The sequence below is a fragment of the Acinetobacter sp. ANC_7654 genome (assembly GCF_056779855.1).
Genome location: NZ_JBWYIR010000002.1, coordinates 265,292 through 278,255 on the forward strand (window position 1 = coordinate 265,292; position 12,964 = coordinate 278,255).

The window sequence follows — 12,964 nt, forward strand, 5'->3', positions numbered from 1 at the left end:
GCAGGCGGGTTTAGTTTACTTTCCGAGGACTCCAGATGGCATACTCATATACCGAAAAGAAACGGATCCGTAAGAATTTTGGTAAATTGCCCCAAGTGATGGATGCTCCGTACCTGCTCGCGATTCAAGTCGACTCGTACAGAACGTTCCTTCAAGATGGCAAAACACCAAAAAACCGCGAAGATATCGGTCTCCAAGCCGCATTTCGTTCAGTTTTTCCAATTGAAAGTTATTCTGGGAATGCTGCTTTAGAATTCGTTGAGTATAGCCTTGGTAAACCAGAGTTTGACGTTCGCGAATGTATTCTTCGTGGCTCAACTTATGCGGCACCAATGCGCGTAAAAATTCGTTTGATCATTAAAGATCGCGAAACGAAATCAATTAAAGACGTACGTGAACAAGAAGTGTACATGGGTGAAATGCCACTTATGACACAGAACGGTACGTTCGTGATCAATGGTACTGAGCGTGTAATCGTATCTCAATTACATCGTTCACCTGGTGTGTTCTTTGATCATGACAAAGGTAAGACGCATTCAAGTGGTAAGGTGCTTTATTCTGCACGTATCATTCCTTACCGTGGCTCATGGTTGGACTTTGAATTTGATGCTAAAGATTTAGTATACGTACGTATTGACCGTCGTCGTAAGTTACTTGCGACTGTGATTCTTCGTGCCTTGAACTATACAAACGAACAAATTCTAGACATGTTCTATGAAAAAGTTCCTGTATATCTAGACATGGGCAGCTATCAAATTGACTTGGTTCCAGAGCGTCTGCGTGGTGAAATGGCACAATTTGATATCACAGATAATGACGGTAAGACAATCGTTGAGCAAGGTAAACGTATCAATGCGCGTCATGTTCGTCAAATGGAAGCTGCAGGCTTAACTAAACTTCCAGTACCTGATGAATATTTGTATGAGCGTATTACTGCTGAAGACATTACATTACACAATGGTGATGTGATTGCTGCAAACACAGTTCTTAGTCATGAAGTAATGGTTAAAATCGCTGAAGGCGGCGTTAAGCAATTTAACCTACTTTATACCAATGACATCGATCGCGGTTCATTCGTAGCTGATTCATTACGTGCTGATACGACTTCTGGTCGTGAAGAAGCGCTTGTAGAAATTTACAAGGTAATGCGTCCAGGTGAGCCACCAACGAAAGAAGCTGCAGAAAACTTATTTAACAACTTGTTCTTCTCTTCTGAACGTTATGACTTATCACCAGTTGGTCGTATGAAGTTCAACCGTCGTTTGGGCCGTCCTTACGAAGTGGGTACGGATCAGAAGTCACGTGAAGTTGAAGGTATTCTTTCAAACGATGACATCATTGACGTATTAAAAACACTGGTTGAAATCCGTAACGGTAAAGGTGAAGTCGATGATATCGACCACTTAGGTAACCGTCGCGTACGTTCTGTTGGTGAAATGACAGAAAACCAATTCCGTGTTGGTCTAGTTCGTGTTGAACGTGCTGTGAAAGAGCGTTTATCACAAGCAGAGACAGATAACTTGTCTCCACAAGACTTGATTAATGCAAAACCAGTAGCGGCTGCAATCAAAGAATTCTTTGGTTCAAGCCAGTTATCTCAGTTCATGGATCAAAACAACCCATTGTCTGAAATTACACACAAACGTCGTGTATCAGCATTAGGTCCAGGTGGTTTAACACGTGAACGTGCGGGCTTCGAAGTACGTGACGTACATCAGACTCACTACGGTCGTGTTTGTCCAATTGAAACGCCTGAAGGTCCAAACATTGGTTTGATCAACTCATTATCTGTATATGCGAAAGCGAATAGCTTTGGTTTCTTAGAAACTCCATATCGTAAAGTTGTTGATGGTCGTGTAACGGATGAAGTTGAATATTTATCAGCAATTGAAGAAGTAGGTACTGTGATTGCACAGGCCGATTCTCAATTGGATAAAGATGGTAACTTAACAGAAGAATTCGTATCTGTTCGTCACCAAGGTGACTTCGTACGTATGCCGCCAGAAAAAGTAACGCACATGGACGTATCTGCTCAGCAGGTTGTTTCTGTGGCTGCGTCACTGATTCCATTCCTTGAACACGATGATGCGAACCGTGCATTGATGGGTTCAAACATGCAACGTCAGGCTGTTCCTACGCTGATTGCTGACAAGCCTCTTGTTGGTACAGGTATGGAAGCGAACGTGGCGCATGACTCAGGCGTGTGTGTGATCGCGAAACGTGGCGGGCGTATTGAATACGTAGATGCATCTCGTGTCGTTATTCGTGTGAATGAAGATGAAATGGTTGCGGGTGAAGCAGGTGTAGATATTTACAACTTGATTAAATACACACGTTCAAACCAAAACACATGTATTAACCAAAAAGTGCTTGTGAACCTAGGCGACAAAGTTGGTCGTGGTGATGTACTTGCTGATGGTCCATCAACTGATGGCGGTGAATTGGCACTTGGTCAAAACATGCGTGTCGCGTTCATGACTTGGAACGGTTACAACTACGAAGACTCGATCTTATTATCTGAGCGTGTTCTTCAAGAAGATCGTTTGACGTCTATTCACATTCAAGAACTCTCTTGTGTCGCGCGTGATACTAAACTTGGTTCAGAAGAAATTACTGCTGATATCCCTAACGTAGGTGAGGCTGCTCTTTCTAAGCTTGATGAATCAGGTATTGTCTATATCGGTGCTGAAGTAACTGCTGGCGACATCTTAGTTGGTAAAGTAACACCTAAGGGCGAAACGCAGTTGACTCCTGAAGAAAAATTGCTTCGTGCAATCTTTGGTGAAAAAGCAGCTGATGTGAAAGACTCTTCACTTCGTGTTCCATCTGGTACGAAGGGTACAGTTATCGACGTTCAAGTGTTTACTCGTGATGGTATCGAGAAAGACGAACGTGCTCAAGCGATTGAGAAAGCTCAACTTGATGCATACCGTAAAGACTTGAAAGAAGAATACAAAATCTTCGAAGAAGCTGCACGTGAGCGCGTTGTACGTTTGTTGAATGGTCAAGAGTCTAATGGCGGCGGTACAACAAAACGTGGCGACAAGTTAACTGATGAAATTCTTTCAAATCTAGAACTTGTTGATCTACTTGATATCCAACCAGTAGATGAAGGCATCGCGGAGCGTTTAACTCAAATTCAAGTATTCTTGAAAGAAAAGAGTCTTGAAATTGATGAGAAATTCGCTGAGAAAAAACGTAAGCTTTCTACTGGTGATGAGTTAACAACTGGCGTATTGAAAGTTGTTAAAGTTTACCTAGCAGTAAAACGTCGTATTCAGCCTGGTGATAAGATGGCGGGTCGTCACGGTAACAAAGGTGTTGTATCAAACATCTTGCCAGTTGAAGACATGCCACATGATGCGAATGGTGTTCCAGTAGATATCGTATTGAACCCACTAGGTGTACCTTCACGTATGAACGTGGGTCAGATTCTTGAAACTCACTTGGGTATGGCTGCGAAAGGTCTTGGTGACAAGATCGATCAAATGTTGAAAGAACAACGTACTGTACTTGAACTTCGTGAATTCTTAGACAAGATTTACAACAAAGTTGGTGGCGAGCAAGAAGATCTTGATAGCTTAACTGATGATGAAATCTTGGCACTTTCAGGCAACCTCCGTAAAGGTGTTCCACTTGCAACACCAGTATTTGACGGTGCCGAAGAAGGTCAAATCAAAGAGTTATTAGAACTATCTGGTCTTTCACGTACTGGTCAGACAGTACTGTATGATGGCCGTACTGGTGAACGTTTTGACCGTCCTGTAACTGTAGGTTACATGTACATGTTGAAATTGAACCACTTGGTTGATGACAAGATGCATGCGCGTTCTACAGGTTCTTACTCGCTTGTAACGCAACAGCCGCTTGGTGGTAAAGCACAATTCGGTGGTCAGCGTTTCGGTGAGATGGAGGTCTGGGCACTCGAAGCATATGGCGCAGCTTATACGCTTCAAGAAATGCTGACTGTGAAGTCGGATGACGTTGAGGGTCGTACCCGTATCTATAAGAACATTGTAGATGGTAACCATTATATGGACCCAGGTATGCCTGAATCGTTCAACGTATTGACCAAAGAGATCCGTTCTTTAGGTATCAACATTGAACTGAAAAATGGTGACTAAATCCCCCTCAATCCCCCTTTGATAAGGGGGAGACTAACCCCTCTTTAAAAAAGAGGGGTTAGGGGAGATTACCAATTCAGTTAAAAAACAATATTTGTGACCCAGTTGTGAAGTGAAAATCTCCACAACACACGGAGAAAAAAATTGAAAGACTTGCTCGATATCATGCGCAAAAAGACGGATTCAGACGGTCATGCTCCTGTAGAGTTTGATCGCATCCGTATTGGTCTTGCGTCACCAGAAATGATTAAGTCATGGTCTCATGGTGAAGTTAAAAAGCCAGAGACAATTAACTATCGTACGTTCAAACCTGAACGTGATGGTTTATTCTGTGCCAAAATTTTTGGTCCAGTAAAAGATTACGAATGCTTGTGTGGTAAATACAAGCGTATGAAATACAAAGGCGTCATTTGTGAAAAATGTGGCGTTGAAGTAACAACTGCGAAAGTTCGTCGTGAGCGTATGGGTCACATTGAGCTTGCTTCACCAGTTGCACACATTTGGTTCTTAAAATCACTGCCTAGCCGTATCGGTCTTCTTTTAGACATGACGCTACGTGATATCGAACGTGTATTGTATTTCGAATCTTACGTTGTAACAGATCCTGGTATGACGCCATTTGAGAAATACCAACTTCTGAATGACGAAGAATACTTCACAGCATTAGAAGAGCACGGTGATGAATTCACTGCGAAAATGGGTGCTGAAGCAGTTCAAGATTTGTTGAAAGACATCGATCTTGAAGCTGAGATTTCTCGTTTACGTGAAGAAATTCCAAATACAACTTCTGAAACGAAGCTTAAGAAAGCATCTAAGCGTTTGAAGTTAATGGAAGCGTTCAAAGAGTCGAATAACAAACCAGAATGGATGGTGTTGACTGTACTTCCAGTACTTCCACCAGATCTTCGTCCGCTTGTACCACTTGAAGGTGGTCGTTTCGCGACATCTGATTTGAACGATCTTTATCGTCGTGTGATTAACCGTAACAACCGTTTAAAGCGTCTTCTTGATCTAGCTGCACCAGATATCATCGTACGTAACGAAAAACGTATGTTACAAGAGTCTGTAGATGCATTGTTAGATAACGGTCGTCGTGGTCGTGCAATTACTGGTTCGAACAAACGTCCTCTTAAATCTTTGGCAGACATGATCAAAGGTAAACAAGGTCGTTTCCGTCAGAACTTACTTGGTAAGCGTGTTGACTATTCTGGTCGTTCGGTAATTACTGTAGGTCCTACTTTACGTCTTCACCAATGTGGTCTTCCTAAGAAAATGGCACTTGAGTTATTCAAGCCGTTTATTTTCGCGAAATTACAAGCGTCTGGCCAAGCAACTACCATTAAAGCTGCGAAGAAAATGGTTGAGCGTGAGACTCCAGAAGTTTGGGACGTTCTTGCATCTGTGATTCGTCAACATCCAGTGATGTTGAACCGTGCGCCAACACTTCACCGTTTAGGTCTTCAAGCATTTGAACCTGTATTGATCGAAGGTAAAGCGATCCGTCTACACCCACTCGTATGTGCTGCGTTCAACGCCGACTTCGATGGTGACCAAATGGCGGTACACGTTCCATTAACACTTGAAGCTCAATTAGAAGCTCGTGCGTTAATGATGTCAACGAACAACATCTTGTCTCCAGCAAACGGTGAACCAATCATCGTTCCATCGCAAGACGTTGTCTTAGGCTTGTATTACATCACGCGTGATGCAATCAATGCCAAAGGTGAAGGCATGGTGTTCGCGGATACTCATGAAGTAAACCGTGCGCTTGCAACAGGTCAAGTTGATTTACATGCTCGCGTTAAAGCTCGTGTACATCAAACTGTGATCAATGAAAATGGTGAGCGTGAGCAACAAACTATTATCGTTGATACAACGCCAGGCCGTTGTTTACTTTGGGAAGTTGTGCCAGAAGGTTTAAGCTTCGAGCAAATCAACGTTGAGATGACCAAAAAGAACATCTCTAAATTGATCAACTCTTGCTACCGTAAGCTAGGTTTGAAAGATACTGTTATTTTTGCTGACCAATTGATGTACCTCGGTTTCCGTCAAGCAACACGTTCAGGCGTGTCTGTTGGTATGGAAGACATGGTGATTCCACCTGCGAAGTATTCAATCATCGAGAAAGCTGAAGTTGAAGTTCGTGAAATTGAGCAACAGTTCGAACAAGGTTTCGTAACTGCCGGTGAACGTTATAACAAAGTTGTCGATATTTGGGCACGTACAAATGACCAAGTAGCGAAAGCGATGATGGATAACTTGTCTTACACGACTGTTAAGAACAAACAGGGCGAAGATGAGAAACAAAAATCATTCAACTCCATCTACATGATGTCTGATTCTGGTGCCCGTGGTAGTGCAGCACAGATTCGTCAGCTTGCAGGTATGCGTGGTTTGATGGCAAAACCGGATGGCTCGATTATTGAGACACCAATTAAAGCGAACTTCCGTGAAGGTTTGACAGTACTTCAGTACTTCATTTCAACACACGGTGCGCGTAAAGGTTTGGCCGATACAGCATTGAAGACAGCGAACTCGGGTTACTTGACACGTCGTCTTGTAGACGTAGCGCAAGACTTAGTGATTACTGAGCCAGATTGCGGTACTTTTGACGGTCTCGTAATGACGCCATTCATTCAAGGTGGTGATGTTATCGAGAACTTAGGTACTCGTGTGCTTGGTCGTGTATTAGCTGAAGATGCGAAGCGACCAGGTTCTGATGAAGTAGTACTGCCACGTAATACACTCATCGATGAGAAACTTGCAAACTACCTAGAAGAGCAAGGTGTCGATGAAGTTAAAGTGCGTTCAGTAGTAAACTGTGCATCTACTTTTGGTGTATGTGCGAAATGTTATGGTCGTGACCTTGCACGTGGTCACTTGGTGAATCCAGGTGAATCAGTGGGTGTAATGGCTGCTCAATCCATTGGTGAGCCAGGTACACAGTTAACGATGCGTACATTCCACGTGGGTGGTGCTGCGAGCCGAACTTCTGCTGCGAACAGTGTTCAAGTACGTAATGCAGGCTTTGTCCGTTTCCATAATGTGAAGACAGTTCAACACGCTAAAGGTCACTTAGTGTCTGTTTCTCGTTCTGGTGAGATTGGTATCACTGATGACATCGGTCGTGAGCGTGAGCGTTATAAACTTCCTTACGGTGCCTCAATCTTGATTAAAGATGGTGGTGCGGTAGAAGCTGGCGGTATTGTAGCGACTTGGGATCCGCATACGCATCCATTGGTAACAGAAGTTGCTGGTAAAGCACGTTTCAGCCAAATCGCTGATGGTGTAACTGCAACCTCGAAAACAGATGATGCAACTGGTATGACGACAGTTGAAATTTTACCTGTAACGTCTCGTCCAGCTTCTGGTAAAGACTTACGTCCAGCGATTGTATTAGATACAGTTGATGGTGGTGAACAGTTCTACTTCTTACCACAAAATACAATTGTGACTGTCCGAGATGGCGAAACAATTGGTGTGGGTGATGTAATTGGTCGTGTACCTCAAGAAACTTCACGTACTCGTGATATTACCGGTGGTCTTCCACGTGTAGCTGACTTGTTTGAAGCACGTAAGCCGAAAGAACATGCGATCCTTGCAGAAGTTTCAGGTGTTGTAAGCTTTGGTAAAGAAACTAAAGGTAAGAATCGTTTGGTGATCACACCGGATGATGGCTCAGAGATTTACGAAGAGTTAATTCCTAAGTGGCGTACGATTAACGTGTTTGAAGGTGAGCATGTTAACCGTGGTGAAACGATTTCTGATGGTCCGCAAAATCCACATGACATCTTACGTTTGAAAGGCGAAGTTGCACTTACGAACTACATCGTGAATGAAGTTCAAGACGTATATCGTCTCCAAGGTGTAAAAATCAACGATAAGCACATTGAAGTCATCGTACGTCAAATGTTGCGTAAAGTTGAGATCATCGATGGTGGTGATACAAGCTTCATCAAAGGCGAGCAAGTGGATTACATCCGTGTTGTCCAAGAAAACCAAGCAGTACTTGCTCAGAACAAGTTCCCTGCGAAGTTTGAACGTCAATTGATGGGTATCACGAAAGCTTCACTTTCTACTGACTCGTTCATTTCTGCTGCATCGTTCCAGGAAACAACACGTGTGTTAACTGAAGCTGCTGTAACAGGTAAAGAAGATGATTTACGCGGTCTAAAAGAAAACGTGGTTGTTGGTCGCTTGATCCCAGCGGGTACAGGTTTGGCTTACCACTTAGAGCGTCGTCGTCAAGAAGCAGAAGCTGCTGAACACGAATTGGTTAATGACTTCTCTGAAGTTGACCAAGCGTTCTCACAAGCATTAAATGAAGATCAGTTTTAATCTAAACTGAATTAAGAAGGCACCTACGGGTGCCTTTTTTTATTGAGTTTGATAATGTGAATTTGAGGCTAAATATCTATTTTGAAAAAAACTCTTTACAAATAGCATCATTTTCGCGTTGTCTTGTAACAGAAATTGAAAATTTTATTCTCTAGATCGCGATATGCTTATATAAATAGACAAAGAGGGACATCAAGATGAAAAAGTTAACAGCTGTCATGGCGATGGTAACCGTATCTACAATGCTACTTGTAGGTTGTGAAAGCATGACGCCGAATCAACAGCGTATTGGTGCAGCTGCTGCAGGCGGCGCACTTGGTGGTGGTGTTGGTAATAATGTTGGTGGTGGTGTTGGTGCAACGCTTGGTGGTGGTGCAGGTGCCGCTGTAGGTAGTAAATCTCAAGGGGGCTCAGATCGTAATGCCACTTATAGTGGTGTAGGCGGTGCAATCGGGTCTGCAGTCGGTAAAAGTATTTTTGGTGGTAACTCTGGCGCTGCAATTGGTGGTGCAATTGGCGGCGGTGCAGGAGCAGCGATAGAGCAAAAGCGATAGAACAAAATAATCGTTAATTTGCTAAAGTGATAAAAAAAAGCGCTCATAGAGCGCTTTTTTTATTAACGGAAACGTGTGGCTTTTGCCTTCTTGCGACGGATATACACAGTTTTGTGAACTTCTGCGATCCGTAAGCCTGATTCATCCATAATATTCACAGTATAGTTACGGTAAACAGGAGCATGATTGCTAGCGAGCTCTTTGATGAGTTGTATTTCACTGGAATCAATGCGGATATCTGCATAAACAGTGCTACGACCAGGAGTTAAAAAATCGATGCTTGCAGCCTTATCCCAAACAATATATTTATCACCTAAGTGATACATGAGTAATGTCATATAGAATGGGTCAACCATAGAATAAAGGCTACCGCCAAAGTGGACACCCACAATATTTTTATTTTTTCGTGTAAGTGGCATTTTTACACGAATATGATGATTTTTTAAGTCGATTTTATCGATAGTAATGCCTGCGCCTTGAAAGGGTGCAAAGCTATTAAACATATACTTGGAGATTAACGGAATTGTCGTTAGCTTTTTCAAAATACTCATTTAGGTCAATTATTTTTATTTCATTAGTTAGCATACTAAAGTACAAAAAATATTCTGGCATTGATCGAAAATCATCGTAGACCAAGAAAACGGTCAATCAATAACAAAAAAGGTTGAGCATATTATGCAATTTGAATCGCATTGGATTAACACGACAGATCAACAAAAACTCTATGCTAAAACATGGGGAGATCGGAATAAGCCGGCATTGGTGCTTGTGCATGGTTATCCAGACAATCAAGAAGTATGGGAACCAATCATTTCGAATTTAATCGAAGATTATTTTGTTGTAACTTATGATGTGCGTGGCGCTGGTCAATCGAGCGTACCGAAAAAGATTCGCGCTTATGCATTAGCTCAACTGTCTTTGGATTTGGAGAGTGTGGTAAATCATCTGTTGCCAAATCGAAACTTTCATGTGGCAGCACACGATTGGGGCTCAATTCAAACATGGGAATCCGTAACTGAATCTAAATTTAAAGGTCGTATTCTTTCATATACCACTATATCTGGACCATGCTTGGACCATGCTGCTTATTGGATGCGTGAACAATTCAAACATCAAAAACCAAAGTTCTTTAAGCAATTGATTAAGTCTTGGTACATCGTACTATTTCAGCTACCCGTAGTTGCACCGACGATGTGGAATTTTCTCAATCCAGATCGCTGGGGCAAAATATTTGAAATTCTTGAAGATACAAAAGGCTTACCTGTAAACCAAAATATCTCTAAGGATGGTGAGTATGGTGTGGCACTGTATCGGGCAAACTTTATTCCACGTCTAACGATGCCTCGTCAACGTCATGCGATTTGCCCCGTTCAAGCGGTAGTCTTAAAACGCGATAAATATGTAAGTCCAGAGTTGATTGACGAAATTCCAAAATGGGCGACAGGTTTTGAACGTGTTGAGCTAGATGCGAATCATTGGGCTGTTTTAAGTCGTGCCCAAGAGATCGCATCGTATATTAAAAAATTTGCAAAAAAAAATGCGCAAGGCGAATAGAATCTGACGAGTGAAGGTATCAACCCCTGATGAGCAGATTTATTACAAACAAATTCTGATAAAATAGTTTTTTTGTCTGATTCCTATTTCTTATGTTTGCAATTCTTGCTGCCATTGGGGTCATGTTTGGCCTCTCTTTGGCTCGTGTGCCTGTGGTATTTGCACTGATCATTGGTGCTGTAACAGGAGGCCTATTGGCTGGTCTTGGTTTACAAGGCACTATGGAAGCGTTTAATGGTGGTTTGGGCAAGGGTGCCCAGATTGCTTTAGCTTATGGTGTACTTGGTGCATTTGCCTTAACTTTGGCTCGTTCAGGTTTGCCAGATCTTCTAGCATATAAAATGATTAATTCACTTAAAGGTGAGGCTAATCTTAAAATACAAAATCGTGTCAAATATGCCATCTTTGCAACGGTTGCAATAGCGGCTGTTTGTTCTCAAAACGTAATTCCCGTGCATATTGCTTTTATTCCTGTATTGATTCCACCATTATTGATGGTATTCAACCATTTAAAGCTTGATCGACGATTGGTTGCATGTCTACTCACATTTGGTTTATGTGCAACTTATATGTTGATCCCAGTCGGTTTTGGTGCAATTTTCCTAAATGATATTTTAGGTCAAAACATCAATACTTTTGGTGAACCACTTGGCTTCCAAATTGATTATGATCAAATCCCTTCTGCGATGGCGATTCCTGTGTTTGGGATGTTCGTAGGTTTATTAATCGCAGTGTTTTATAGCTATCGTAAACCACGAGAATATCGTGACATTCATGTCGAAGAACAACCACAAAGCATTTCGGGTGAAATGGGTGTTCAAGAAGGTTCTGCGAGACCGGAGGTTTCTAAATTTACGATTTATATGGCGGGGGGTGCTGTTTTAGCAACGCTTGCAGTGCAATTGTATTCTGATTCGATGATTTTAGCTGGTTTAGTCGGTGTGGCGATCCTAAGTTGTGCAGGTATTTTCAAGTGGAAAGAAGCTGACGATGTCATCATTACTGGTATGCGTATGATGGCACTCGTGGGTTTTATTATGATCGCAGCACAAGGTTTTGCAGCCGTGATCGGCGCTACTGGTCAGGTTCCAACGCTAGTTGAGGCTTCAGTCGCATGGATTGGTGATAGTCAAGGTTGGGCAGCATTCTGGATGTTACTCATCGGATTGTTAATTACACTAGGTATAGGATCATCATTCTCCACAGTGCCAATTCTTGCAATCATTTATGTCCCATTATGTATTCAGTTTGGTTTTAGTCCAGCAGCAACAATTGCGCTCATAGGTACTGCTGCAGCTCTAGGTGATGCAGGCTCTCCAGCTTCAGACTCGACTTTAGGACCAACATCAGGCTTGAATATGGATGGTCAACATGATCATATGAAAGACAGTGTGATTCCGACATTTATTCATTTCAATATTCCATTGATGATTTTTGGTTGGATCGCGGCAATGGTCCTATAACTACATTTAAAAAATGATTGAATAAAAGGCGATTAATATAATCGCCTTTTTTTATTTTAAATCAGATTAAAATAGTAGGATTAAATAAAAAATTCCGAGTAAAATAATATGATCAATAGGTTATTTAAAATAATTGATGGTTTTATAATTGACTAAATTGGTATGATTTAAAATAAATTATTATTATAATCAGTTGTTTATAAATAAAATGTATTTTATTTAATTTTTGAGAGTTGCATATTAATTTTTGGCATGTTTATTATATTTAAATAGTGGTTTATTTAGATATTTCTTTCAGAGGTTATAATAATGTTAAATAAAATTGCACTGATTGTTTTAGTTGGGATGTCAGCAAATGCACTGGCAGGAGAGTGGCAACTTAAGGTAGGTGCATCTGCAATTTCTCCAACGCAAGATACCACTGTGACTGCTCTAGGAGGAGCTAAAGTGGAAGCCGATGATGAATTTGCTTTTACCCCTTCGGTGGAATATTTCTTTAATGATCAAATTTCTGCTGAATTATTATTAGCGACTCCAGTTCGCCATGATGTTTTGATTAATGGCGCTGATGCAGTGACGATTAAACATTTACCACCAACACTGACTGCGAAATATCATTTTAAAAATACCTCGGGATTTACACCTTATGTTGGTCTTGGTGCAACAGCATTTATTGCTTGGGATGAGCAAGGCGTTCAAAGTGTAAAAGAAGATTTTGGTTATGCAGCGCAGTTAGGTTTCAATTTCCAACCAGCTGATGCAAAAAACTGGGGTGTATTCGCTGACGTACGTTATGCAGATTTGAACCCTGAAGTGACTGTAGATGGAACAACAAAGTTCAAGCTAGATATAGATCCAGTCATCTATAGCATTGGTTACAGCTACAAATTCTAAAAATAAAGTTGCGCCTAGCCCTATTAATCAATAGGGC

Annotated in this window: 7 protein-coding genes; 6 read left to right on the plus strand and 1 reads right to left on the minus strand. The window is 41.7% G+C overall.

The features are described 5' to 3' along the window. Positions 1-35 precede the first annotated feature (35 nt). From rpoB to AC1M86_RS03520, 3 genes are all read left to right on the plus strand, one after another. A complete protein-coding gene (gene rpoB, locus AC1M86_RS03510) occupies positions 36-4,124 on the plus strand; it encodes a DNA-directed RNA polymerase subunit beta (protein ID WP_481587409.1) in 4,089 nt (1,362 codons plus the stop codon). A 144-nt stretch (positions 4,125-4,268) separates the two neighbouring features. Beyond that, positions 4,269-8,462 (plus strand): DNA-directed RNA polymerase subunit beta', encoded by a 4,194-nt coding sequence (rpoC, locus tag AC1M86_RS03515; protein WP_035265945.1) that lies wholly within the window; start codon positions 4,269-4,271, stop codon positions 8,460-8,462. A 197-nt stretch (positions 8,463-8,659) separates the two neighbouring features. After that, on the plus strand, positions 8,660-9,016 hold the full coding sequence (locus AC1M86_RS03520) for a DNA transfer protein p32 (protein ID WP_481607241.1): 357 nt from the start codon (positions 8,660-8,662) through the stop codon (positions 9,014-9,016). Positions 9,017-9,078: 62 nt separating this feature from the next. Here the strand turns inward: AC1M86_RS03520 and AC1M86_RS03525 are convergent, their stop codons facing one another. Further along, the gene (locus AC1M86_RS03525; protein WP_035265952.1) at positions 9,079-9,567 is read right to left on the minus strand and encodes a DUF4442 domain-containing protein; all 489 of its coding nucleotides are present in this window, start codon (positions 9,565-9,567) and stop codon (positions 9,079-9,081) included. A 124-nt stretch (positions 9,568-9,691) separates the two neighbouring features. Here AC1M86_RS03525 and AC1M86_RS03530 point away from each other — a divergent pair, with 124 nt between their 5' ends. The 3 genes from AC1M86_RS03530 to AC1M86_RS03540 all read left to right on the plus strand — a co-directional run bounded on the left by AC1M86_RS03530 (position 9,692) and on the right by AC1M86_RS03540 (position 12,927). Next, positions 9,692-10,570, plus strand: coding sequence for an alpha/beta fold hydrolase (locus AC1M86_RS03530; protein WP_481607242.1), 879 nt, complete (start codon positions 9,692-9,694; stop codon positions 10,568-10,570). 92 nt (positions 10,571-10,662) lie between these two features. Further along, the gene (locus AC1M86_RS03535; protein WP_092766629.1) at positions 10,663-12,033 is read left to right on the plus strand and encodes a Na+/H+ antiporter family protein; all 1,371 of its coding nucleotides are present in this window, start codon (positions 10,663-10,665) and stop codon (positions 12,031-12,033) included. Positions 12,034-12,342: 309 nt separating this feature from the next. Further along, positions 12,343-12,927, plus strand: a complete 585-nt coding sequence (locus AC1M86_RS03540; protein WP_481607243.1) for an OmpW/AlkL family protein — start codon at positions 12,343-12,345, stop codon at positions 12,925-12,927. The last annotated feature ends 37 nt before the right edge of the window (positions 12,928-12,964 follow it).

Coding starts and splice junctions, on each gene's coding strand:
- AC1M86_RS03530 (WP_481607242.1), top strand. CDS start 9,692: ATGCAATTTGAATCGCATTGGATTAACACGACAGATCAACAAAAACTC.
- AC1M86_RS03520 (WP_481607241.1), top strand. CDS start 8,660: ATGAAAAAGTTAACAGCTGTCATGGCGATGGTAACCGTATCTACAATG.
- rpoB (WP_481587409.1), top strand. CDS start 36: ATGGCATACTCATATACCGAAAAGAAACGGATCCGTAAGAATTTTGGT.
- AC1M86_RS03525 (WP_035265952.1), bottom strand. CDS start 9,567: ATGAGTATTTTGAAAAAGCTAACGACAATTCCGTTAATCTCCAAGTAT.
- AC1M86_RS03535 (WP_092766629.1), top strand. CDS start 10,663: ATGTTTGCAATTCTTGCTGCCATTGGGGTCATGTTTGGCCTCTCTTTG.
- AC1M86_RS03540 (WP_481607243.1), top strand. CDS start 12,343: ATGTTAAATAAAATTGCACTGATTGTTTTAGTTGGGATGTCAGCAAAT.